Here is a 22,210-nt window from a genome sequence, read left to right on the forward strand (position 1 = left end):
CACCGAGGTGCTCCTTTTTATTTGTCTGTTCTCTAGATGCGTTTAGAGCTATCTAACCTTTCCACTCATACAGAGCTGGGATTTCTATCTTCTGCTGATTGAATTCTATGATCACCGATTGTGGCTTAATCTCCAATAATTGAATGTCTTGTCCAATCCAATCTCCTTGCGCCACTTCTTGGCCGTTCACTTTTACCCAACGCTTGGTTTCGCTACTCGAGTACATATGGGTTTGTAGGTCTAACTTAGGAAGGACTCCTGATAAGCTATTGGTGTGCGTTTCCAACTCAATGACCTGAGAACCTCTTTGCCCTGCGGGTCTAGAGTCCATTGGTTCAGGAGCGCTTTGTTGCTCACCCATAATGGATTCAAGCTTCAATGCCAAATCAGGTGGCAACTCACTGAGGTCTAGCCCTTGCAGCAGGTCGCTGTCTGATTGCTGATAATTGCCTTTATCGCTTACACCAGGTCCAACTTCAGGCTCAGCTAATGACAGCTCTGAATCATCTATCGTTCGCGTACTGCTCTCGGCTATGACTACCGGCACAGTAACTCCACTAGAGAGGTTAGTGCTGTCAAAATAAACCTGAGCATAAACCTCTTGCCGAGGTAACGACTTTAACGCCTTACTTGTCGGTGCTGAACGCACCACAAACAGAGGCCCATCTTCCATTTCTTCTTCCGCATTCAAGTCAGCCGTTTCGACATCCTTGAATTGAGCTGGCTGTGGTTCTGTGTTCGAAGTGGTGACAGCTTGGCTAGCCGTTTGCTGTTGATGGTAAGATTGATAAGCCAGAACGCCACCTACCAACAAAGAAGGAACCAAGATTAAGAGTAGCCCCATCGCTAACGATGAACCTCGCTTGTTGCTCATCCCTTTTGCAGAATTAGGAACATGATGATTCTGGTAGCCTTTGAAGCTTAGTTTGCTAAGAGAGTGCTGATTAATAGAAGACGGCTTGTGAGACGACTGTTTAAGTTCGTGCATAATACGTGACATTAACTTTCGTCCCCTTCTAGTGACATCAGCTTAGGCGAATCGAGTTGAGCTAATCTCTGCAACCTTGCCAAGGTGCGCTTACCTGCAATGCCATCAACAGACATACCCTGCCACGTTTGAAATGCTTCGATTTTCATTTTTAACTCATAATCAAATACATCACTACCGGAAACAACCTCTCCTAAAACTTCAGAAAGCAGTAGATCAAGTAAAGCAACCGCTTCACCTTGATAGCCCTCTTTGAGGGTCTCTCGCAGCGGCTGTTTCCAAATAGCGACATAATCGCCTTGCCAGATTTGCTCTAAGGATTGCTTCGGCATCACCAACAACTTTTCATTCACCAGTAACTCGACAGCATCCTCAGACACACCATACAGCACAGCAAACACTGGCTTTTGGTCTATGTCGAGATTAAGTACCACAGGCACGCCTAGTTCTAACAATGTATCCAAATTGGCCTGTTGCTGCTCGCATACAAAGACACTTTGTGGCTCACTTAAACACAAGCCATCACGCAGTGAAGATTGATATCCCCACAGCGTATACAAGTCTTTGATAGCAAGAGAACGATTGGTCCCCTGCATCAAATGTTGTTGAATGTGTTGTGGCAATTCAAACTTGGCAGGTTTTGGCTCGGCAACAAACTTAGGAACATCTGCCACCAATGAACGCTGAGTGTGTGCTAACACTTCAGTCTGCGCTTCACCTGAAGTTTCGGCAGATAGCCATGAATTGATATAGCTTGGAGCGAAGTTAAAGGTCGCAATTGCAAGACCAACGCTTAACGTCGCAATCCCTGCGTATTGGAATAACTTGGGCGCAACACGAGAAGTTCGAGGTTTCTCGACGTGATACACATCGGCCTGAAAGGACATAACCTGCTGACATGCTCGGTTAACCGTTTCATTGCTCGGTAGCTGCTCTCCATCATGAAAAGCCAACTGCAGTGCTTTATCACACACCAAGTTAATGAGCCTTGGTATACCATGCGTATATTGAGCAATCAGCTTGATAGAGCGGTTCGAAAACAACATCTGCTCGCCACCCGCCGTCTCCAAACGAAACGCGATGTACTTGCCGGTTTCTTCGGTATTAAGAGGCAGTAAGTGATAACGACCAGTAATGCGCTGTGCTAGCTGACGTAGCTGCGTGGTTTGTAAGTGCTGTTGTAATTCAGGCTGGCCGACCAACAGTACTTTTAACAGCTTGCGACTGTCGGTTTCCAAGTTTGTTAGAAGGCGTAACTGCTCCAACACATCGGCAGCGAGGTGTTGGGCTTCATCGATCACCAATAGGGTTTGAATGCCTTCGGCATGGCTATCCAGTAGAAAATAATGAATAGCCTGACTGAGCTGTTTCAACGATGCCTGTTCTGGGTACTCGACCTCAAACTCATCGCAGATAGCTTCAAGTAAATCGGTATTGGAAAACGTAGGGTTAAGTATAAGGCCAGCCTGAGTATGACTATCCAATGAAGACAACATCGCCTTAGCGACCGTTGTTTTCCCTGTACCAACCTCACCAGTAAGCATCGCAAAGCCCCCACCCTCGCCTAAACCGGCTTGTAGGTTCTGCATCGCTTCTTGATGGCGCTGACTCAAAAACAAGTAGCGAGAATTTGGTACAATCGAAAATGGCATCTCAACGAAGCCAAAATATTCCTTATACATGTGCTGCCCTATAATTACGATTAATGGAAAGTACCATTGCTTGCAGTAAAGTCCAGCAGTGATAAAACATTTCGAGGTGATAAGTTGCAAATTTACGATAGCCTACCAAAAGACAACGGGCTACAACGCTATCTAGTCGGTGGAGCAGTGCGCGATAAGCTGCTCAATATTGATAGTTATGATAGAGACTGGGTCGTGGTAGGGAGTACCCCTCAACAGATGGAAAACCTTGGCTTTACTGCTGTGGGAAAAGATTTCCCCGTATTCTTGCACCCAAAAACCAAAGAAGAGCACGCACTGGCTCGCACTGAGAGAAAATCCGGTTCCGGTTACACTGGCTTTGAGTGCTACTTCGCTCCAGACGTGAGTTTGGAAGAAGATCTGATGCGTCGAGATCTGACCATCAACGCTATAGCTCAAGATGATAAAGGCCAACTTCACGATCCTTACCATGGTCAGAAAGATCTCTCAGATCGTATCTTAAGACATGTTTCAGACGCTTTTGTTGAAGACCCTCTTCGTGTGCTGCGTGTGGCTCGCTTCGCCGCCAAGCTTCACCATCTTAACTTCACGGTTGCACCTGAAACCATGGATATGATGAGTGAGATCGTTCAATCTGGTGAGCTGGCACACCTCACTGCAGAGCGAGTTTGGCAAGAGTGGCATAAGTCTCTTAGTACGCCGCACCCTGAAGTGTTCCTCTCTGTATTGAAAGAGTGTGGTGCATTGGCAGTCGTATTACCTGAGATTGACGCTCTATTTGGCGTCCCTCAACCTGAAAAGTGGCACCCTGAAATCGACACCGGGATTCACACGCTGATGGTTGCTCAACAAGCAGCGCTATTAAGCCCATCGTTACCAGTACGCTTTGCTGCTCAAGTGCATGATTTAGGTAAAGGCGTCACGCCAGAAAGCGAATGGCCAAGCCACAAAATGCATTGCCACACAGGTTTGAAGATCATTAAGAAGCTGTGTGAGAGAGTCAGAGTGCCCAATGAGTTCAGAGATCTTGCGTTGTTAGTGTGCGAGCAGCATTCTAATATCCACCGCGCAGGTGAACTTAAGCCAACCACCTTTCTCAAGGTTCTCAACAAGTTTGATGTTTGGCGTAAGCCAGATAGACTCGACGATATACTGCTTTGCTGCCAAGCCGATCACGCAGGCCGAAAAGGATTAGAAGATCAGCCGTATCCTCAAAAAGCGCGTTTTGAAGTAGCTTACCAAGCGGCGCTTCAAGTCGAAGTCAAAGCGATCATTGCCGATGGTTTTAAAGGTAAAGATATTCGAGAAGAACAAGAGAAACGCAGAGCCATCGCAATTGAAGGTGCCCTATCAGAACTCGCTGCCAGTTAATCGTCACCGCTCTAATTCAAACGCATTAAAAAGCCCGCTGTTAAGCGGGCCTTTTGTTTCAATCTTTACAGCGAGACCGATGTCCGCGTCTGTTACTGCATCATTAAGAAAGCAAACAGACCACAACCTAGAATCAGGCGGTAGATAACGAACGGTGTCATGCCCATACGAGAGATAAGCTTCAAGAAGAAGTGGATACAGATGTAAGCACTGATGAAAGACACCGCAACGCCCGTTAGCAAAGTGCCAACATGGATTGGGTCACCGCTTGTCACCAACTTAAGACCTAAATAACCACCAGCCAGAGTGATGATTGGGATAGACATTAGGAAAGAGAATCGAGCTGCCGCTTCACGAGTGAAACCAAGGTAAAGCGCCGCGGTAATGGTTGCGCCAGAACGAGACGTGCCCGGAATGATCGCCATTGCTTGAGCAAGACCAATAAACAGCGCCTTTTTCCAACCAGCTTGGTATTCGTCATCGCGCAGGCTTGAGTTCTTGTCCACCCACCATAGCAATAGACCAAAGATAATCGTTGTCGTCGCGATCACCCACGCACTGCGTAAGTAAAGCTCAACAATATCTTTCATCAACAAGCCAAAGATACATGCAGGAATCGTCGCGAGAATGATCATCCACGCTAACTTCGCTTCTTTACTGCGATCGCCTTTAAACACGGAGCCAAAGAATGCGCTCAACAGAGAGACCACTTCTTTACGGAAATAGATAACGACAGCTGCCAAAGTACCAACGTGGACAGCCACATCAAAAGCCAAGCCTTGATCTTCCCAGCCTAAAACAGCAGAAGGAAGGATTAGGTGTGCAGAACTGGAAATAGGTAAAAACTCAGTAAAGCCTTGCACCAACGCCAATATAAACGCTTCAAAATAACTCATTACTTACCTTAAAAATTATAGTTTTATATCTACGACAGAGAGCGAGTCTAATTGCTGCATCTTCTGCCATATTTCACTGACGGTTCTTCCGTCTTGCGGGATCACTCGCGCAGGACAAAGATCATAAAGCGGTTGTGTTACAAAAGGATATTTGTAGATATCACTGCGTGGTAATTCTGGTTCACGCTCAGAAACCTCCTCTCCAAACAGCACAATATCAAGATCGAGTTTTCGATCTTGTAGTTTGTGCGCATCTTGAGAGCGACCCCATTTAAACTCAATTTTACGCAGCTGCTGTGAAAATTCAGTCAATGAGAGTGACGTGTCGAGCTCTATCACAAAGTTATAAAACGGATGGCTATTAAAACCGACGGGCTCACAGTGATAGATTTTAGAGCATTTAAGGTTAGTCCCTAACGATTGAAGCTCTGTCCATGCCACCCTTGCATGCTTATCGCGGTCTATGTTCGTGCCAACACCAACATAGGCTACTGTCATGCTTGACCTCGTTCGATGATCACGCCAACGGCTTTTGCTTGTGGCACTGCGCCAGGTTTCGCTAAGCGGATTTTAATCCACGGCACAGAGAATTGAGTCATGATCAATTCAGCGACTTCTTCAGCCACACGTTCAACCAATAGGAATCGGCCATTCGCAATGTGGTCAAGCACAGCAGTACTCACAGTCGAGTAGTCCAGAGCATCAACTACATCATCACTCTTACCCGCTGGGCGGTTGTCATGAGCCATTTCAATATCAAGCACAAGTTTTTGTTTAATCTCTTGTTCCCAATCGTAAACACCGATCGTTGTAATTACTTCTAGCTGTTCAATGAAAACTTTATCCAGTGCCATGACTTGTCCTTTTAGAGGTCGGATACCCATATGGGGGAAAAAAACGTATTATTTGCGTAATTCGAGATATGATATCAATTACTCTTGGATTGAGCATTATTTTCCCATCGTTAGGCTTATAACCGTTTAAGGAAAGACATGACCCCATTGGCACTAATCATGATCATTGCAGCCTATTTGCTAGGTTCAATCTCTAGTGCGGTCTTGATATGCCGAGTCTTAAGACTTCCTGATCCAAGAACGGTAGGCTCCAATAACCCGGGCGCCACCAATGTACTGCGCGTTGGCGGCAAAGGCGCAGCAGCAGCCGTCCTCCTGTGTGACATGCTGAAAGGCACTATCCCTGTCTGGCTTGGCTACTACCTCAAGATCGACCCAATCATTCTAGGGATTGTGGCAATTGCGGCGTGCCTAGGTCATATGTATCCGATCTTCTTCCACTTCAAAGGTGGTAAAGGCGTGGCAACCGCACTCGGCGCTATCGCCCCAATAGGATTCGATCTAACAGGAATGATCATGGCGACTTGGTTAGTGGTCGCGTTTTTGTTTCGTTACTCTTCTTTAGCGGCACTGGTTACTGTGCTACTTGCCCCTTTCTACGCTTGGTTAGTCAAACCTCAATACACACTGCCTGTAGCCATGCTGTGCTGTTTGATCGTGTTGCGTCACCATCAGAATATCCGCCGCCTACTCGATGGCAGCGAACCAAAGCTCGGACAAAAAAAATCGGCTTAAACTGTCACGTCTAAGCCGAACCATAATATTCAGTATTTAAAGCTTATAGCAGATGTTTATCTAAAAACGTCTTCAGCATTGTGTTCACAAACTCTGGTTGCTCTAACGAGCTAATATGACCTGCGCCAGGAATCACCACTAATTCACTGCCCGTAATGCAATCGTGCATTAGGTATGACTCAAGTACCGGACGTGGTTTATCTTCTTGTCCTACAGCAATCAAAACAGGCAGAGCAAAGTTCTCTACCGATTCAATCATATCGCGACGTCCAAACACCATTCGACCGATGCGTGCCACTTCTTCAGCGTTGTCGCCCTCAAGAGCTGATAACTGCTGAGTAAAACCTTCAACTAAAGCTGGCGTGTTGGTTTGAGCATCATTAGCGAAGAACAGTGGCACAACCGCTTCAACAATTGGCTGAGGAACCGTCTTGGTTTGAGTGATGGTATCTAACATGTTGAAGTACTTAGCGTGAGCAACTTCTGGTTCTAAACCCACAAAAGTATCCATTAGAACCAAAGACTTAATACGTGCAGGTGCAAGCTCCGCTAACTCAGTCCCCCACATACCGCCAACCGATAAGCCAACCACTGAGAATTCTTCGATCTCTAAGTGATCAAGCAGAGCCAAAACGTGCTGAGCGTAATCTTTCAAGTTACGCATCGAAGTGGGTGCTGCTTGAGATTCACCATGAGACCAAAGCTCTGGAACAATACAGCGATACTGAGCCTTTAATGCTTCGATCTGCGGCTTCCACATTGCACTATCCCAAAGGTAACTGTGGCCGAGTACAACAACAGGGCCTTGACCTTCATCTAGGTACGCCATCGATTGATTGTCTACTGTGAACTTGTTCATTTTCTTCCCTAATCTCTATCAGCAATTATTTATCGACATACAGTCGGTAAGCTAGGATATAAAACGGCCGCACAAGGCGACCGTTTATCGAAACACTATAGTCAATTACGCAATTGGCTCTAGCTGGTCAATAGGCCAACGCGGTGTGGCATGAACAGACAAATCAGCCGTTTCGCCATTCTTCAGGCGCTGCATGCCCGCATAAGCGATCATCGCACCATTATCTGTACAGAACTCAGTGCGTGGGTAGTACACCTCACCACCGATTTTCTTAGCAAGAGCTTCAAGCTCAACACGCAGTTGCTTGTTAGCACTTACACCGCCAGCAATCACTATACGTTTCATGCCTGTTTCTACCAAAGCGCGCTTACACTTGATTACTAAGGTTGCACAAACAGCTTCTTGGAATGCGTAAGCGATATCAGCGCGAGTTTGGTCATCATTATCGTTATCACGAATGGTATTCGCTGCGAACGTCTTCAGACCAGAAAAGCTCATATCTAAACCCGGACGATCGGTCATTGGACGCGGGAACTTAAAACGACCCGGAGTGCCTTTTTCTGCTAAGCGAGATAGCAGTGGGCCGCCAGGGTAATCTAAGCCCATCAGTTTCGCGGTTTTATCAAACGCTTCACCCGCTGCATCATCAATCGATTCACCAAGGATTCGGTATTCACCAATACCTTTCACTTCTACCATCATGGTATGGCCGCCAGAAACCAGCAGAGCCACAAATGGGAATGGAGGTGGATTGTCTTCCAACATTGGCGCAAGAAGGTGACCTTCCATATGGTGAACAGGCACAGCAGGCACGCCCCACGCATAAGCAATACTGCGACCAATCGTTGCACCGACAAGCAGTGCACCCACTAAACCTGGACCAGCCGTGTAAGCCACACCATCAATGTCTTTCGACGTTAGGTTCGCTTCAGCTAATGCCGCTTTAATAAGAGGAATTGTTTTTTTCACGTGGTCACGCGAAGCTAGCTCAGGCACCACACCACCGTAATCGGCGTGCAGCTTTACTTGGCTATATAATTGATGAGAAAGCAGCCCTTGCTCATCATCATAAATCGCGATTCCTGTTTCATCACAAGAGGTTTCAATACCAATAATGCGCATAATTTTCTCGGCACGCTTTCGTCTAAAATGGGAAATTAGCGCAATATTACCCTGCCTAAGCTCTTCAAACAAATATTGTACAGACTATAATCGACAAAGTGCTTTACAAAGCCACTATGATCGGATTAAAATTCCGCACCATTTTTGATCAAGCTGGTTAATGGCCAAACGCGAATAGAGAGTTAGCTCGATGGGTAACTTCTCTGATTTGGTACTGAGTGGCCAGCGATAATGAATAACCCCTGAGGTGAAAGGCATATGCCAATAGTTAAAGTACGTGAAAACGAACCGTTCGACGTTGCACTACGTCGTTTCAAGCGCTCTTGTGAAAAAGCAGGTATCCTTTCTGAAGTTCGCCGTCGCGAGCACTACGAAAAGCCAACTACAGTTCGCAAACGCGCTAAAGCAGCAGCTCAAAAGCGTCACGCTAAGAAGCTAGCTCGCGAAAACGCACGTCGCGTTCGCCTGTACTAATAACTTAATCCATAAGGACTGAGTTATGGCTCTTATTGAACAACTCAAAGAAGAGCAAAAATTAGCGATGAAAGCCAAGGATAAACCGCGCCTTGGCACTATCCGCTTAGCTCTTTCAGCAATTAAGCAACGTGAAGTTGACGAACGGATCACTCTGAACGACGACGACATTCTTGCTGTATTAGTTAAAATGGTTAAGCAACGTCGCGATTCTGTTGCTCAATATGAATCGGCAAATCGTCAAGATCTTGCTGACGTGGAAAAAGCAGAAATTACGGTACTTGAAGGCTTTATGCCTCAACCGCTAACTGATGAAGAAGTTATTGCACTACTTGATAGCGCAATCGCCGAAGCTCAACCAGCGGGCATGCAAGACATGGGTAAAGTAATGGCTATCTTGAAACCACAAATTCAAGGGCGTGCAGATATGGGTAAAGTTAGTGGTTTAGTTCGTTCTAAACTCGCTTAATCCCAAATCAAATTGCAACAAGCCGTGCAATCCTTCGGAACGCACGGCTTGTTTGTATCTGTAACCTATTCAAACTATTATTATCCACACTCTCAGTTAGTGCATTTTTCTAAGGTTTTATGGCAGGACACATCCCGCGTAGTTTCATCGATGATCTCCTAGCGCGTCTCGACATTGTTGACATTGTGGACGCACGCGTGAAACTTAAGAAAAAAGGCAAAAACTATGGTGCTTGTTGCCCATTCCACAACGAAAAGACCCCTTCTTTTAGCGTAAGCCAAGAAAAACAGTTTTATCACTGCTTTGGTTGTGGCGTACACGGTAATGCTATCGACTTCATTATGGAGTTCGAACGTCTCGATTTTGTTGAAGCTATTGAAGAGCTAGCCTCTTTCTTAGGTCTCGATGTTCCTAGAGAACAGCGCAGCGGCGAGATATCAACAGCACCAAGAGCCAACAGCGAACAAAAACGTAACCTCTACGATTTGATGGGCGGCATCAGTAATTTTTACCGCTCTCAACTGAAAATATCAGCCAACAAACCTGCGATTGATTACCTAAAGAATCGTGGCCTTTCTGGCGAGATTGTCCAGAAGTTTGGTATTGGTTATGTGGCCGATGAGTGGGACTTAGTTCGTAAGAACTTTGGCCAACAGAAAGAAGCCCAAGACATGCTCGTGACTGGCGGCATGCTAATTGAGAACGATAAGGGTAACCGATACGACCGATTCCGTGGACGCGTAATGTTCCCGATTCGTGATCGTCGTGGCCGTGTGATTGGTTTTGGTGGTCGTGTATTAGAAGACGGCACACCCAAATACCTCAACTCACCAGAAACGCCTATCTTCCATAAAGGTAAAGAGCTTTACGGCCTTTATGAAGTGCTGCAAGCCTACCGTGAACCGCCGCAAATACTTGTGGTTGAAGGTTACATGGATGTCGTGGCACTCGCGCAATATGGTGTCGATTACTCAGTAGCATCACTGGGCACCTCGACAACTGGCGACCACGTTCAAATGTTGTTCCGTCAAACCAGCACTGTGGTTTGTTGTTACGATGGTGACCGAGCAGGTAAAGAGGCCGCATGGCGCGCACTAGAAAACGCACTTGAGTATCTGAAAACAGGTAACACGCTTAAGTTTCTGTTCTTGCCCGACGGTGAAGACCCAGACAGCTATATTAGAGAGCATGGCAAAGCCGCTTTTGAACAGCTGGTCCACAATGCGACGCCACTGTCGACCTATTTGTTCGATAACCTGATTGAAATACACAAGTTAAACTTGGGAACAACCGAAGGGAAATCAGCACTGCGTGCACACGCCAGCGCCTTGATTAATAAAATCCCTGACAGTTACTTCCAAGAATTGCTCGAAAAACTGCTCGATGAGCGAACTGGATTTGATAACCAATTGAGACGTGCGCGTGTTCATACACAGAACCCGACACCTCAACCACATAAAGAGCTGAAGCGCACTCCAATGCGTGAAGTTATCGCTTTGCTTATCCAAAATCCGAGCTATGCTGATATGGTACCGGATTTATCAAGTGTCAAAGGCTTACAGTTGCCCGGACTAAGTTTATTCGTCGAAGTACTTGATAAATGCCACGAGCATCCCCATATCAACACAGGCCAATTATTAGAGCATTGGCGACACAATAAACATGAGGCTCTTCTGTCTCGTCTCGCGAGCTGGGAAATCCCCCTCGACGAAGACAATCAAGAAGACATATTTTTAGACTCATTGGACAACATACTTGCCCAGTGCGTTGAAAAACAAATTGAAAACCTGCAGGCCAAAGCAAGAAGCGTCGGTTTATCAGCCGAAGAAAAAAGGGAGCTACTAGCTTTAATGCTAGATCTAAAAGCGTAACCCTGTTTGATTAGTCAGCATTTAATAAATTTGTTAACATAATTGGTTTGCATTTGAGAATGCAACGTCCTTCACCAGACCTGAAGTTGGATATCATCTATGGATCAAAATCCGCAGTCACAGCTAAAATTACTTGTTATTAAAGGCAAGGAACAAGGCTATCTGACCTACGCCGAAGTAAACGACCACCTACCTGCAGAAATCGTGGATTCTGAACAGGTAGAAGACATCATTCAAATGATCAACGACATGGGTATCAAGGTAGTTGAAACTGCACCTGATGCTGATGATCTAGCACTTAATGATGACGATGCCAATATAGATGAAGATGCAGCCGAAGCTGCAGCTGCTGCGCTTTCAAGCGTAGAAAGCGAAATTGGCCGTACTACTGACCCAGTTCGTATGTACATGCGTGAAATGGGTACGGTTGAACTACTGACTCGTGAAGGCGAAATCGACATTGCGAAACGTATTGAAGATGGTATCAATACAGTTCAACTATCGGTTGCTGAGTACCCAGGCACTATTCCATACATCTTGGAACAGTTTGACCGCGTACAAGCAGAAGAGATTCGCTTAACAGACCTAATCAATGGCTTTGTTGACCCAGACGACGATGGCACAGCTGCGCCAACTGCGACTCACATCGGTTCAGAACTTGCTGAAACTGATCTGGAAGACGAAGACAAAGAAGACGCTGAAGACGACGAGGAAGAGGAAGAAGAAGATACAGGTATCGATCCTGAGCTTGCTCTTGAGAAGTTCACAGCGCTTCGTACTAGCTACCAGAACCGTCAGCTAGCGATCAACGAGTACGGCCATGAAAGCCCGAAAGCAACGCTTGCAACGACAATGATGCAAGACGTATTCAAAGAGTTCCGTCTAACACCAAAACAGTTTGATTACCTAGTAAACGAACTGCGTAACTCTATGGATCGCGTACGTACTCAAGAACGCCTAATCATGCGTCAAACGGTTGAGTACGGCAAAATGCCGAAGAAATCTTTCATTGCTCTATTTACTGGTAACGAATCTAGCGAAGCATGGTTGGATGAAGTTCTTGCTTCAGACAAGCCATACGCAGAAAAGATCAAACGTAACGAGCACGACATCCGTCGCTCTATCCAAAAACTGGATATGATCGAACGTGAAACGTCTCTTACTGTTCAAAGCATCAAAGATATCAGCCGTCGTATGTCTATCGGTGAAGCGAAAGCTCGTCGTGCGAAGAAAGAGATGGTTGAAGCGAACTTACGTCTAGTAATCTCGATTGCTAAGAAGTACACAAACCGTGGTCTACAATTCCTGGATCTAATCCAAGAAGGTAACATCGGTCTGATGAAAGCGGTAGATAAGTTTGAATACCGTCGTGGTTATAAGTTCTCTACTTACGCTACTTGGTGGATCCGTCAAGCAATCACTCGTTCGATTGCCGACCAAGCTCGTACTATCCGTATTCCGGTTCACATGATCGAAACGATCAACAAACTAAACCGTATCTCTCGTCAAATGCTACAAGAGATGGGTCGTGAACCACTTCCGGAAGAACTGGCTGAACGCATGCAAATGCCTGAAGACAAGATCCGTAAAGTACTGAAAATCGCTAAAGAGCCAATATCAATGGAGACACCAATCGGTGACGACGAAGATTCGCACCTAGGTGATTTCATCGAGGATACAACGCTAGAACTACCTTTAGACTCTGCGACGGCAACAAGCCTACGCGGTGCAACTAAAGACGTTCTTGCTGGCCTAACACCTCGTGAAGCTAAAGTACTGCGTATGCGTTTCGGTATCGACATGAACACTGACCACACTCTTGAAGAAGTGGGCAAGCAGTTCGACGTAACTCGTGAACGTATCCGTCAGATCGAAGCAAAAGCACTGCGTAAACTTCGTCACCCAAGCCGCTCAGAAACTCTGCGTAGCTTCCTAGACGAGTAATCACACGCTTTAGTGTGGTTAGCTTTTAAGCATAAATAAGAAAAGGTGAGCGTTGGCTCACCTTTTTTTTATCTGTGTGATTTAAGTGGCTAAGATGTAAGCGGAATTGCCCCTTATAGTGTCTAGACACCACTGAATGCTTCCCCTATAATCTATGCCCTACGGCCCCTTAGCTCAGTGGTTAGAGCGCACGACTCATAATCGTTCGGTCCCCAGTTCAAATCTGGGAGGGGCCACCAAATTAGAAAAGCCAGAACAGTTCATGCTGCTCTGGCTTTTTGCTTTTCTAAATCTGTACAACTCACGCCCTGCACTTCCTAACCAATATCGAATCGTCCCGCATACAATTCCAATTGCCTCTCTGTGACTAAACATACTTTTCTTTTATAAAAAAATCGGCAATATGAGTGCACACAAATCATTCAATAGTTCAGGGAAGACTCATGAAAGACGAAACACTCTCGATTCACTTCGGTTACGACACTGATCCAACAACCAAATCGGTTGCCACACCTATTTATCAAACCGTCGCGTACGAATTCGATGACGCACAACACGGCGCCGATCTCTTCAACCTTGCGGTGCCAGGTAATATCTACACACGGATAATGAATCCAACCAATGACGTGTTAGAAAAACGCATGGCGGCCTTAGAAGGTGGGATTGCAGGCTTAGTCGTGAGTGCGGGCAGTGCTGCGATCAACTACGCGATTCAGACGTTGGCACAAATAGGTGACAACATTGTTTCAACGCCTCAACTTTACGGTGGTACTTACACTCTATTTGCTCACATGCTGCCAAACCAAGGAATTGAAGTTCGTTTTGCTAAAGACGACAAACCTGAAAGCTTAGCGGCACTGATCGATGAAAAAACTAAGGCGGTTTACTGTGAAAGTATTGGTAACCCAGCAGGTAATATTATCGACTTAGAGCGTGTTGCAGAACTTGCTCACGCACAAGGTGTGCCTGTAATTGTTGATAATACGGTGGCAACGCCTGTGCTGTGTAAACCTATCGATTTTGGTGCCGACATCGTGGTGCACTCACTAACCAAATACGTGGGTGGTCACGGTACAACGTTAGGTGGCGTGATTGTCGACTCAGGTAAATTCCCATGGGCACAGCACAAGGACCGCTTCCCTGTGTTTAATCAGCCAGAGCCTTCTTATCATGGCGTGGTTTATACCGAAGCCTTTGGTGAGGCTGCATTTATTGGTCGCGCTAGAACGGTTCCACTACGCAATACAGGTGCAGCACTGTCACCCATGAATGCTTTCATGTTGATGCAAGGTTTGGAGACGTTGTCGTTACGCATGGAGCGACACACAGAAAACGCATTGAAAGTAGCGGAGTACCTTCAGCAACATGAGAAAGTAAGTTGGGTGAGCTACGCTGGTTTACCAACGTCTGAGTTCTACCCGCTTGCTGAAAAATACATGCAGGGTAAACCATCGGCTATTCTGTCTTTTGGTTTGAAGGACGGTTATGAAGCAGGTGTCCGCTTCTACGACGCGCTACAAATCTTCAAGCGCTTGGTGAACATTGGTGATGCCAAGTCTCTGGCTTGTCACCCTGCTTCTACAACACACCGTCAATTAAGCGAAGCTGAACAGAAACAAGCCGGAGTATCACCAGAGATGATTCGCCTCTCAGTAGGTATTGAGCACATTGACGATATCTTGGCTGACCTAGAGCAAGCACTGAGCGCTTAGTGACGCTAAAGCTTTAAGTAACAGACATAAAGAAGCCCATCACTGGATGGGCTTCTTGTTATCTTGTCGAAGGACATTAAAGTTTGAAACTTTTCTCTCCTGTAAGGTTTAATACCAAGTAGCTCTAGATACAAAAAGTGACAATAAAGTTTGAAACTAAATTGATCAATAACCTTCTGTACAACAGAATTATGACAGTAAAGTTTGAAACTTTTTGAGCGTTACAAGAGACAGTCCTTTCTAATCATTTAGTGGTTGGTCAACCCGAGTCTCGCTTAACAAACTTTTGGATAAAGCGGAATGATGGGGGCTCGTTGCAGTTAGTGTAAGTGCTGCTTTTAATTAACTTAACAACCACCTACTAAAGTAGGTGGGTTAGTATTGCGGACTGAAAGTCCGGATACGGGTCAAAGACCCGTTGTTAGTCGTTTTCAGTTCGAAAGTTATCTTCGACCTTCGGCTCAAAATGATGCTCTAGATATTCTTCGATCATTGTTTCACTTGGATCCGTTCGGTGGCTAATACCAAAAGATGCACGTGATCTTTGCTGACCCCTTTGAGTATGTCGATTTCAAACATTTGACATACTTGCCTGATTAGCTCTCGTGCTTTCAATCCAACTTCAACTATGTGCAAAGCTGTAAAGTATCATAGCTAAAGCTGACCGACTAAAGTCGGTGGTTTTAACCTTCTAGGAGACTAATAAAAGAGCTCCTCTCTTACCTCAAGAGCCCAAAATGCTTAATCGACTTTTAGTACTTATTGTACAGCTTCATGTGACCTGTCTTGTCAAAAGACACCACATTAAAGCCGTTATACTCTTGCCCTGGTCGTGCCATTCCCGGCGAATGCTGCGGCATACCAGGAGCGGCAATTCCTGAAATATTTTCAGGTTTCTCCTCAAGCAAACGTTTGATATCAGACTCAGGAACATGCCCTTCAATCATATAGCCATCAATGACAGCTGTATGGCAGGACATCAGTTGATTAGGCATACCAAACTCTTGTTTGACATCACTCCAATCACGAGCATGGTTAACATTCACTTCATAGCCTTTCTTCTCCATAATTGCAGCCCATTCCTTGCAGCAACCACAAGTAGGCGATTTATAAAGCTCAATAACAGGCTTAGCAAAGACGTTAAAACTCAAAATCAAAGATGAAAGTGCAATAAGTCTCAATTTTTTACTCATAAAGTTACCTAACTAAAATCTATTTTACGTTAATACTGACGGCTTCATCGCCATAACTCAGCTCATATACTCCCTTTTCAGGAAGCCACTCAAAGTACTGAGTTTCATACGGCTCTACACGCAGTGTTAAATGTTTACCAGCCAAAGGGGAGAGATCAATTGACATCGACTCAAACGTTTTATTTAGTACCACCAACTGACTCTTCTCACCGCTATCTATAGAGACTGAAAGCAGCGCCCCTTTGGTGCCTTCATACATCCAATCCACTAATTGAAACGCTCCAAGATACTCCATGTAATCTGCTAGGTTTATCTTATCCTGTTCACTTAGTGCATCGCCTAAAAGCTTCATTGTTTGTTCATACTCTAGGCTATATTTCAGATCATTTAAGGAGCGACCTCTGATGTTCCCACCAACGTTACCTCCCCCTTGACCGTATAGCCCATGACACGCAATACATCCATATCCACCTACAGTACGAAAAGTGGACTCACCGGCAGAAATTGAGCCTTCCGAAGCATAGGTATGCAAGCTCACACTAAACATACCCGCTAGCATGAATGAGCGCTTTAACATCATTAAACTCCTTTATAGCGCCTATAAACTCACTTTTTTAATCATGCCTGCTTCTGCATGCCCTGGAATATTGCATGCAAATTCAACCTTGCTATCCCCGTGGAAGTGCCAAAACAACTGCTTAGCTTTACCCGGTTTTACTGTAACTGCATTCCCAGAATCATGCATATGATGAGGCATTTTCTTCATCATTTCTCGATGTTCAAGTTGCTCTTTCGCTGAACCAATAGTGAACTCGTGATCAATCTTGCCAGCATTCATAACCACAAATTGAACTACATCATTCGGTTCAATTTGTACTTCTTTTTTGAACTTGATTGTCATGTCATCTGCCAACACAACATGGACCACTTTATCTGGCTTTGCACCTGTTGCTGGCATACCAACATCCAACATTCCCTCCATATTCATCATAGAGTGATCCATTTTTGAATGGTCCATATCTCCATTATTCATATTACTGTGGTCCATGCTCTCACGGTTCATAGAACCGTGGTCCATCTTTGAATGATCCATCTCTGCCATAGCTGACGCTGCTGTCATTGAAAGTAATACGGCTAGTAGTGTCTTTTTCATGGTTATATTCCTTACTATTTCATTAATAAGTTTACGGGCTAAGTTCGTTCTTAGCCCGAATGTGTGTTTAGTCGTGTTTCAGTTCGCGTGTTTTCCAAAGCTTGAAAATCGCTGGAAGAACAAGAAGTGTGAGTAACAGAGCTGAGGCCATGCCACCAATCATCGGTGCTGCGATACGCTGCATTACCTCAGAGCCAGTGCCCTCACCGTACATGATTGGGATAAGACCGATGATCACCGTAAGTACCGTCATCATTACCGGACGAACACGTAATCCAGCTCCCTCTCGAATCGAGCTACTCAAATCATCTACATTCAGTGATTTGCTCTGTTCTTGTGCATCCAGTTTGGTGTAGTGCCATGCTTGGTTGAGATACACCAACATGATGACCCCGATCTCGACGGCAACCCCAGCCAAAGCAATAAAGCCAACGCCCACCGCGATAGAGAAATTGTAGCCAAGGTAATACATCAACCACAGCCCCCCAACCATGGCTAACGGTAGAGTTAGCATGATGATCATCACTTCACCAATACGGCGGAAACTCAAGTAAAGCAAAAGCATAATGATGGCAATCGTAATAGGCACCACGACAACTAAGCGCTCTTTCGCTCGCTCCATGTACTCATATTGGCCTGACCAAGCAAGTGAATAGCCAGCTGGCATATCAAGTTGTTTTGCAACCGCCTGCTTTGCCTCTTCAACGTAAGAGCCTAAGTCTCTGCCATCAATATCAACAAACACCCAACCATTTGGACGAGCATTCTCTGTTTTAATCATTGGTGGACCATCTTCATAGCGAATATCGGCAACATCAACTAAAGCAATTCTAGCGCCACTTGGGGTAACCAATGGTAATTGCTGTAGCTTAACGACTGAATCACGATAGCCTTGAGGGTAGCGAACATTAATTGGGTAACGCTCGAGGCCTTCAATCGTTTCACCAATGTTCATGCCACCTACTGCGGTAGAAACAACTTGTTGGATCTCCTTAATGCTAAGAGCGTAGCGAGCTGCAGCTTTGCGATTGATATCAATAGTCACATAGCGACCACCAGCAACACGCTCTGCATATACAGATGCAGTGCCTGTAATGTTGTTTAGGATAGGTTCAAGTTGAGCACCTATTTTCTCAATTTCAGCTAAATCACTTCCAGCTATTTTTATTCCAATTGGAGTTTTGATACCGGTTGCCAACATATCGATGCGCGTCTTTATAGGCATCACCCATGCGTTAGTTAAACCAGGAAATTGAATCAAGTCATCAAACTCTTTTCGTAGTGACTCAGTTGTCACGCCCTCACGCCACTGATCACGCGGTTTAAGCTGAATAACGGTTTCAATCATAGTTAAGGGAGCAGGGTCTGTCGCAGTGTCAGCACGACCGACTTTACCCCATGTTGTCTGTACTTCGGGTACCGTCTTAATTAGCTTGTTTGTCTGCTGAAGCAACTCTCGCGCTTTACCAATAGAAATACCTGGATAGGTGGTTGGCATATACATCAAGTCACCCTCATCAAGAGGAGGAATGAACTCACTACCGAGCTTCATTGTTGGATAATAAGCAGACCCCATAAGAGCAATAGCCAATACAATCATGCTTTTCGGGTGCTTGAGACTAATATTCAGTAAGGGCTTGTAAAGGGCAATTAGACCTTTATTAATAGGGTTCTTGTTCTCTGGTAATATTTTACCGCGAACAAGATATCCCATGAGCACCGGCACTAACGTAATAGCAAGGCCGGCTGCTGCCGCCATTGCATAAGTTTTAGTAAAGGCGAGTGGCGAGAACATCTTGCCTTCTTGACCTTCCAATGCGAATACAGGAACAAAACTTAGCGTGATGATCAGTAGCGAGAAGAACAGCGGTGCACCAACCTCTTGCGCCGCATCACCAATCACTTGCCATCGGTTTTTGTCAGTCAATGGAGTCCGTTCAATGTGCTTATGTACGTTTTCTATCATAACGATAGCACCGTCTACCATTGCACCTATCGCGATTGCAATCCCTCCTAGCGACATGATATTGGCGTTGATACCTTGCCAATGCATGACAATAAAGGCTCCTAAAATACCGACAGGGAGACTCAATGCGATAACGAGCGAAGACCGAATATGGAATAGGAACAACGCACATACAATAGCGACAACAATGAACTCTTCTGCAAGCTTTTTCCAAAGGTTCTCAACCGCTGCATTGATTAACGTAGAACGATCGTAAGTAGCCACTATCTCAACACCATCAGGCAAGCTACCCTGAAGCTCGTTTAGCTTATCCTTAACATTATTGATCACTTCGCTCGCGTTTTCTCCAAAACGCATGACAATTACGCCACCTACGGCTTCGCCCTCTCCATTTAATTCAGAGATTCCTCGTCTCATCTGTGGTCCGAGGTCAATATCAGCAACGTCACCTAATAATAGGGGGGTTCCTTTTTTGCTTACCTTGAGTGGAAGCGCTTTAATGTCATCAATACTAGACAAGTAACCAGTGGTTCGAACCATGTGCTCAGCTTCAGCAACTTCTACTACAGACGCGCCACTTTCTTGGTTACCATTTTGAATAGCCATATTGACTTGTTGTAAGGTAAGGTCATATGCGCGTAATTTAGCTGGATCAATTTGTACTTGGTACTGTTTAACCATACCGCCAACAGTTGCAACCTCAGACACCCCATCAACAGTTTGCAGCTCATATTTCAAGAACCAATCTTGTAAGCTACGCAGTTCAGCAAGGTCATGCTTTCCAGTTTTATCTTGCAATACATAATTATAAATCCAGCCCACACCTGTCGCATCTGGACCAAGGGTTGGCTTAGCGCTTGGGGGAAGGTTTGGCGCAACTTGACTTAAATATTCAAGCACTCGCGAACGTGCCCAATACATGTCTGTTTTGTCATTGAAGATGATATACACATAGGAATCACCAAAGAACGAATATCCACGAACAGTTTCAGCGCCAGGAACCGCAAGCATCGCCGTTGTCAGAGGATACGTAACTTGGTCTTCCACCACTTGGGGTGCCTGACCCGGGTAACTTGTTTTTATGATAACTTGTACGTCTGATAAATCAGGTAAGGCATCTACAGGAGTGTTTTTTACGCTATAAAGCCCACCAAATACGAGGGCAAAAGTGGCTACCAACACTAAGAAGCGATTGTTGATAGACCAGCGAATAATGGCACCTATCATTACTTATCCTCACTTTTAACTAACTCTTTGAGAAGATAATCGGATCCTTGTTTCTCAACTAGAAACCGAACTTTGTCACCCTCCTGAAAACCTGAGAGTTCAAAGTCACCACCGACTGAAAAGTTGAGCTCACCTGCATCCCAGGACCAATCAGCCACAGGGGCATGATTTAGTGTCACCATACCAAAGTCCGCCATTAACATAGAGACATCACCGTCTATCCATACTTCTGTATTTATGCTCAGCTCACTTACTTTGTAATCAACGATTTCATATTGACCCGATTCAGATTTTTGCATTTCAAAATCAATCGTTTGACCTTTTGAAAGTTGGTCCATTTCAACGTTCTCTGATACCATAAAATTCATGGTCATTCTTGGCCAGTCCCACTCAGGAACAGGTTTATGATTAATAGTTAGCATTCTATGCCCAGCCATTACGTCTGTAATTTCGCCGGTTGCCCACGCCGTTTCAGCAGTTGGCTCAACACCATTGATTCTGGATAGATCGGCAGACTGACTTGATTCAGAGTCCAACATGAAGTGCGCGGACGTAACAACACGATCTCCTCGTTGCATTCCCTTTATGACCTCAATCTTGTCAGCGGACTCACGACCAACTTCAATTCTGGCAGAGCGATATTTTCCATCTCCCTCAGCCAGAACCACGCGAGTCATACCGCCAGAGCGGATGACTGAGGAACGTGGAATGGTTAACACTTCATCACTTGATACCGGTTTTAGCGCGACGTTAGCGAACATATTCGGCTTAAGTTCACCTTGTGGGTTATCGAATCGAAGGCGGACACGCAATGTACGCGTGCTAGGGTCAAGAATGGGATAGACATAATCCACTTCACCATTCCATTCTCCACCTGGTAAGGCATCCAATGTCATCGATGCTTGACTGCCTTGTTTAATCCAATGGGATTGACGTTCAAAGACTTCTGCATCTACCCATACTTGATTCAAAGGACCTGCGCTGATCACCGCTTGAGCTGGAGAAAGGTAGCCACCTTCACGAATATTGAGGCTTGCAATAACGCCGTCTGCCGGTGCTTTAATTTCAATGGTTTGTGACGCTTTACCTCGACGGGCGATGGATTTAATTTGATTGCGGTCAACCCCCAAAGTGATCAAACGATCGGTAGCACCTTGTATCATTCCTTTACGTTGGGTCTTATAGGCACTGATCAGTTCTTCTTGTGCTTTTACAAGCTCTGGGGAATACAGAGTGAACAGCGTGTCACCTTGATTCACTTTTTCACCAACGGCATTGATATAAAGCTTTTCAACCCAACCCGATACTCGAACATTGGTCTGCCAAAGTTGACTCTCATCAAAGGCGACATAACCGACAGTTTCGATGCGTGGTGCTAGGACCTCTTGCTTTACGGTATCTGTTTTTACACCGAGGTTATTTTCAACCGCAGGATCGATTTTTACTGTTCCAGGCTTGTCGTTACTACCATTGAGGTCATCAGCATACACAGGAATAAGATCCATCCCCATAGGCGACTTTCCCGGTTTATCTCGCTGATAGTTTGGGTCCATCGGTGCGACCCAATACAGTGGTTCATCACTTGATTTAGACTCAGAAACTGTCATTCCAACCATGTTATAGTTCATGCCTGAAAGGTAAATATTCGCTCCATAACCCAATGCGCTGCCGATTAGTAACGCTAGGCTTGCAACTTTAAATGTACTCATCTT

The 22,210-nt window shown here is 45.3% G+C and carries 19 protein-coding genes, 1 tRNA gene and 1 pseudogene; 8 read left to right on the forward strand and 13 right to left on the reverse strand.

Features of this window, described 5'->3' with window-relative positions; genetic code table 11:
- Positions 1-52: 52 nt before the first annotated feature.
- Together MSG36_RS14305 and MSG36_RS14310 are read right to left on the reverse strand one after the other, a co-directional pair.
- A complete protein-coding gene (locus MSG36_RS14305; RefSeq protein WP_248368439.1) occupies positions 53-1,000 on the reverse strand; it encodes a general secretion pathway protein GspB in 948 nt (315 codons plus the stop codon).
- Complete coding sequence (locus MSG36_RS14310) at positions 1,000-2,670, reverse strand: ExeA family protein (RefSeq protein ID WP_248368441.1); 1,671 nt, start codon at positions 2,668-2,670, stop codon at positions 1,000-1,002. Before MSG36_RS14310 ends, MSG36_RS14305 begins: the two co-directional genes overlap by 1 nt.
- Before the next feature lie 36 nt (positions 2,671-2,706).
- On the opposite strand from MSG36_RS14310, the gene MSG36_RS14315 reads away from it, so the two are divergent.
- Positions 2,707-4,023, forward strand: coding sequence for a multifunctional CCA addition/repair protein (locus MSG36_RS14315; RefSeq protein ID WP_248368442.1), 1,317 nt, complete (start codon positions 2,707-2,709; stop codon positions 4,021-4,023).
- Positions 4,024-4,115: 92 nt separating this feature from the next.
- Here the strand turns inward: MSG36_RS14315 and MSG36_RS14320 are convergent, their stop codons facing one another.
- From MSG36_RS14320 to folB, 3 genes are read right to left on the reverse strand one after another with little or no spacing between them, the layout of a single operon-like run.
- Positions 4,116-4,919: an undecaprenyl-diphosphate phosphatase gene (locus MSG36_RS14320; RefSeq protein WP_010434624.1), complete on the reverse strand. Its 804-nt coding sequence runs from the start codon at positions 4,917-4,919 to the stop codon at positions 4,116-4,118.
- A 15-nt stretch (positions 4,920-4,934) separates the two neighbouring features.
- Positions 4,935-5,417: a 2-amino-4-hydroxy-6-hydroxymethyldihydropteridine diphosphokinase gene (gene folK, locus MSG36_RS14325; RefSeq protein ID WP_017061413.1), complete on the reverse strand. Its 483-nt coding sequence runs from the start codon at positions 5,415-5,417 to the stop codon at positions 4,935-4,937.
- A complete protein-coding gene (gene folB, locus MSG36_RS14330; RefSeq protein ID WP_004735969.1) occupies positions 5,414-5,773 on the reverse strand; it encodes a dihydroneopterin aldolase in 360 nt (119 codons plus the stop codon). Before folB ends, folK begins: the two co-directional genes overlap by 4 nt.
- Before the next feature lie 138 nt (positions 5,774-5,911).
- On the opposite strand from folB, the gene plsY reads away from it, so the two are divergent.
- On the forward strand, positions 5,912-6,508 hold the full coding sequence (gene plsY, locus MSG36_RS14335; protein WP_193840835.1) for a glycerol-3-phosphate 1-O-acyltransferase PlsY: 597 nt from the start codon (positions 5,912-5,914) through the stop codon (positions 6,506-6,508).
- Between the two features lie 43 nt (positions 6,509-6,551).
- On the opposite strand, the gene MSG36_RS14340 is transcribed toward plsY, so the two are convergent.
- A complete protein-coding gene (locus tag MSG36_RS14340; RefSeq protein ID WP_248368443.1) occupies positions 6,552-7,367 on the reverse strand; it encodes an alpha/beta hydrolase in 816 nt (271 codons plus the stop codon).
- Positions 7,368-7,472: 105 nt separating this feature from the next.
- On the reverse strand, positions 7,473-8,489 hold the full coding sequence (gene tsaD / locus MSG36_RS14345) for a tRNA (adenosine(37)-N6)-threonylcarbamoyltransferase complex transferase subunit TsaD (RefSeq protein ID WP_019826876.1): 1,017 nt from the start codon (positions 8,487-8,489) through the stop codon (positions 7,473-7,475).
- Between the two features lie 258 nt (positions 8,490-8,747).
- Here tsaD and rpsU point away from each other — a divergent pair, with 258 nt between their 5' ends.
- The 6 genes from rpsU (at position 8,748) to MSG36_RS14375 (ending at position 14,959) form a co-directional block, all read left to right on the forward strand.
- On the forward strand, positions 8,748-8,963 hold the full coding sequence (rpsU, locus tag MSG36_RS14350; protein WP_004396009.1) for a 30S ribosomal protein S21: 216 nt from the start codon (positions 8,748-8,750) through the stop codon (positions 8,961-8,963).
- Between the two features lie 25 nt (positions 8,964-8,988).
- Entirely contained in the window at positions 8,989-9,432 is a 444-nt protein-coding gene (locus tag MSG36_RS14355) for a GatB/YqeY domain-containing protein (RefSeq protein WP_017069475.1), read from the forward strand.
- A 119-nt stretch (positions 9,433-9,551) separates the two neighbouring features.
- On the forward strand, positions 9,552-11,303 hold the full coding sequence (gene dnaG, locus MSG36_RS14360; protein ID WP_017061408.1) for a DNA primase: 1,752 nt from the start codon (positions 9,552-9,554) through the stop codon (positions 11,301-11,303).
- Positions 11,304-11,402: 99 nt separating this feature from the next.
- Positions 11,403-13,247, forward strand: a complete 1,845-nt coding sequence (rpoD, locus tag MSG36_RS14365; protein ID WP_017061407.1) for an RNA polymerase sigma factor RpoD — start codon at positions 11,403-11,405, stop codon at positions 13,245-13,247.
- 163 nt (positions 13,248-13,410) lie between these two features.
- Positions 13,411-13,486, forward strand: a tRNA-Ile gene (locus MSG36_RS14370).
- 204 nt (positions 13,487-13,690) lie between these two features.
- Positions 13,691-14,959, forward strand: coding sequence for an O-acetylhomoserine aminocarboxypropyltransferase/cysteine synthase (locus tag MSG36_RS14375; RefSeq protein ID WP_146490501.1), 1,269 nt, complete (start codon positions 13,691-13,693; stop codon positions 14,957-14,959).
- 421 nt (positions 14,960-15,380) lie between these two features.
- Here the strand turns inward: MSG36_RS14375 and MSG36_RS14380 are convergent.
- From MSG36_RS14380 to MSG36_RS14405, 6 genes and pseudogenes are all read right to left on the reverse strand, one after another.
- Positions 15,381-15,583, reverse strand: a pseudogene (locus MSG36_RS14380) (transposase); the annotation flags it as partial.
- Between the two features lie 128 nt (positions 15,584-15,711).
- Positions 15,712-16,152, reverse strand: a complete 441-nt coding sequence (locus MSG36_RS14385) for a DUF411 domain-containing protein (protein ID WP_237304580.1) — start codon at positions 16,150-16,152, stop codon at positions 15,712-15,714.
- Between the two features lie 19 nt (positions 16,153-16,171).
- Positions 16,172-16,732, reverse strand: coding sequence for a hypothetical protein (locus MSG36_RS14390; protein ID WP_248368445.1), 561 nt, complete (start codon positions 16,730-16,732; stop codon positions 16,172-16,174).
- An 18-nt stretch (positions 16,733-16,750) separates the two neighbouring features.
- Positions 16,751-17,305 (reverse strand): cupredoxin family protein, encoded by a 555-nt coding sequence (locus tag MSG36_RS14395; protein WP_182287720.1) that lies wholly within the window; start codon positions 17,303-17,305, stop codon positions 16,751-16,753.
- Positions 17,306-17,372: 67 nt separating this feature from the next.
- Positions 17,373-20,498 (reverse strand): efflux RND transporter permease subunit, encoded by a 3,126-nt coding sequence (locus tag MSG36_RS14400; protein ID WP_248368446.1) that lies wholly within the window; start codon positions 20,496-20,498, stop codon positions 17,373-17,375.
- Positions 20,498-22,207 carry an efflux RND transporter periplasmic adaptor subunit gene (locus MSG36_RS14405; RefSeq protein ID WP_248368448.1) on the reverse strand — a complete coding sequence of 570 codons (1,710 nt, stop codon included), beginning with the start codon at positions 22,205-22,207 and terminating at the stop codon, positions 20,498-20,500. Before MSG36_RS14405 ends, MSG36_RS14400 begins: the two co-directional genes overlap by 1 nt.
- Between the last annotated feature and the right edge of the window lie 3 nt (positions 22,208-22,210).

It is taken from the genome of Vibrio sp. 1CM8B (genome assembly GCF_023161685.1).
GTDB classification, from domain to species: Bacteria; Pseudomonadota; Gammaproteobacteria; order Enterobacterales; family Vibrionaceae; genus Vibrio; species Vibrio coralliirubri.

What these genes read in the sequence shown, in the direction of transcription:
- tsaD (WP_019826876.1), bottom strand. Translation starts at nt 8,489, where the DNA reads ATGCGCATTATTGGTATTGAAACCTCTTGTGATGAAACAGGAATCGCG.
- dnaG (WP_017061408.1), top strand. Translation starts at nt 9,552, where the DNA reads ATGGCAGGACACATCCCGCGTAGTTTCATCGATGATCTCCTAGCGCGT.
- plsY (WP_193840835.1), top strand. Translation starts at nt 5,912, where the DNA reads ATGACCCCATTGGCACTAATCATGATCATTGCAGCCTATTTGCTAGGT.
- MSG36_RS14385 (WP_237304580.1), bottom strand. Translation starts at nt 16,152, where the DNA reads ATGAGTAAAAAATTGAGACTTATTGCACTTTCATCTTTGATTTTGAGT.
- folB (WP_004735969.1), bottom strand. Translation starts at nt 5,773, where the DNA reads ATGGCACTGGATAAAGTTTTCATTGAACAGCTAGAAGTAATTACAACG.
- MSG36_RS14355 (WP_017069475.1), top strand. Translation starts at nt 8,989, where the DNA reads ATGGCTCTTATTGAACAACTCAAAGAAGAGCAAAAATTAGCGATGAAA.
- MSG36_RS14395 (WP_182287720.1), bottom strand. Translation starts at nt 17,305, where the DNA reads ATGAAAAAGACACTACTAGCCGTATTACTTTCAATGACAGCAGCGTCA.
- MSG36_RS14375 (WP_146490501.1), top strand. Translation starts at nt 13,691, where the DNA reads ATGAAAGACGAAACACTCTCGATTCACTTCGGTTACGACACTGATCCA.
- rpoD (WP_017061407.1), top strand. Translation starts at nt 11,403, where the DNA reads ATGGATCAAAATCCGCAGTCACAGCTAAAATTACTTGTTATTAAAGGC.
- MSG36_RS14310 (WP_248368441.1), bottom strand. Translation starts at nt 2,670, where the DNA reads ATGTATAAGGAATATTTTGGCTTCGTTGAGATGCCATTTTCGATTGTA.
- MSG36_RS14340 (WP_248368443.1), bottom strand. Translation starts at nt 7,367, where the DNA reads ATGAACAAGTTCACAGTAGACAATCAATCGATGGCGTACCTAGATGAA.
- MSG36_RS14320 (WP_010434624.1), bottom strand. Translation starts at nt 4,919, where the DNA reads ATGAGTTATTTTGAAGCGTTTATATTGGCGTTGGTGCAAGGCTTTACT.
- MSG36_RS14405 (WP_248368448.1), bottom strand. Translation starts at nt 22,207, where the DNA reads ATGAGTACATTTAAAGTTGCAAGCCTAGCGTTACTAATCGGCAGCGCA.
- MSG36_RS14305 (WP_248368439.1), bottom strand. Translation starts at nt 1,000, where the DNA reads ATGTCACGTATTATGCACGAACTTAAACAGTCGTCTCACAAGCCGTCT.
- rpsU (WP_004396009.1), top strand. Translation starts at nt 8,748, where the DNA reads ATGCCAATAGTTAAAGTACGTGAAAACGAACCGTTCGACGTTGCACTA.
- folK (WP_017061413.1), bottom strand. Translation starts at nt 5,417, where the DNA reads ATGACAGTAGCCTATGTTGGTGTTGGCACGAACATAGACCGCGATAAG.
- MSG36_RS14390 (WP_248368445.1), bottom strand. Translation starts at nt 16,732, where the DNA reads ATGATGTTAAAGCGCTCATTCATGCTAGCGGGTATGTTTAGTGTGAGC.
- MSG36_RS14400 (WP_248368446.1), bottom strand. Translation starts at nt 20,498, where the DNA reads ATGATAGGTGCCATTATTCGCTGGTCTATCAACAATCGCTTCTTAGTG.